The organism is Oleiphilus sp. HI0128 (assembly GCF_001635365.1).
On record NZ_LWGG01000451.1, the window covers coordinates 1 to 678 of the forward strand.

2 protein-coding genes are annotated in these 678 nt (G+C 47.5%); both read right to left on the reverse strand.

Annotated elements, in window-relative coordinates; translation table 11 throughout:
- Positions 1-535: type III pantothenate kinase (locus A3763_RS05585; protein WP_068759935.1), on the reverse strand; the 535-nt coding region annotated here is incomplete at its 3' end.
- Complete coding sequence (locus tag A3763_RS26725; protein WP_231872112.1) at positions 535-666, reverse strand: hypothetical protein; 132 nt, start codon at positions 664-666, stop codon at positions 535-537. The genes A3763_RS05585 and A3763_RS26725, both read right to left, overlap by 1 nt.
- Positions 667-678: the final 12 nt, after the last annotated feature.

Consider the following 678-nt stretch of genomic DNA (forward strand, 5'->3'; position numbering starts at 1 on the left):
CAACACACTGCTCAGTATTCCTGCCTGGAGATAATCCACACTGCACATCATCATCTAATACAATTTTCGATGTCCCCGCCACAAGCGAATCCTGCAACATTTTGCAACCTGGAAAAATATAGCCACCAATATGCCGTCCATCTCCGTCAATCAAGTCGGCCGTCAAGGCACTACCGCTATCGATTACCATACAAGCGCCTTGATACAGATCGCGCACGGCTGATATTACCAGGCAGCGATCAACCCCCAACCTTTTCACCTCATCGTAAGCAAATTGCTGCCCGCTCATATCATCATGAGAAATCGCATAAATCTTAACATCCACCATACGCTGGAGCGCGTCAAGCAGACTATCTAGTACTTCAGACACCCTAACAGATGCTACCAGCACCCTATTAAATGACATGCCACCCAACTCTGCTGCCAGCAAAGCAGGATCAAGCGCCGACAACAACTCCTCTCCCGACCTTATGATTTTATTATTTTCAGCTAAACACCACTTGATCCGTGTGTTTCCGCAATCTAATAGAAGCATCAGCCTAACCTCACCGACACCTCACCTGCGTTAACCGCAGATAGTGCTCCATCAACCTCTAATAAGAGCGCGCCAGATAAGTCAACTCCTCGCGCAATACCAACTATTGCACCACTGTTGATTTCAACCACTTTACCCGCTAA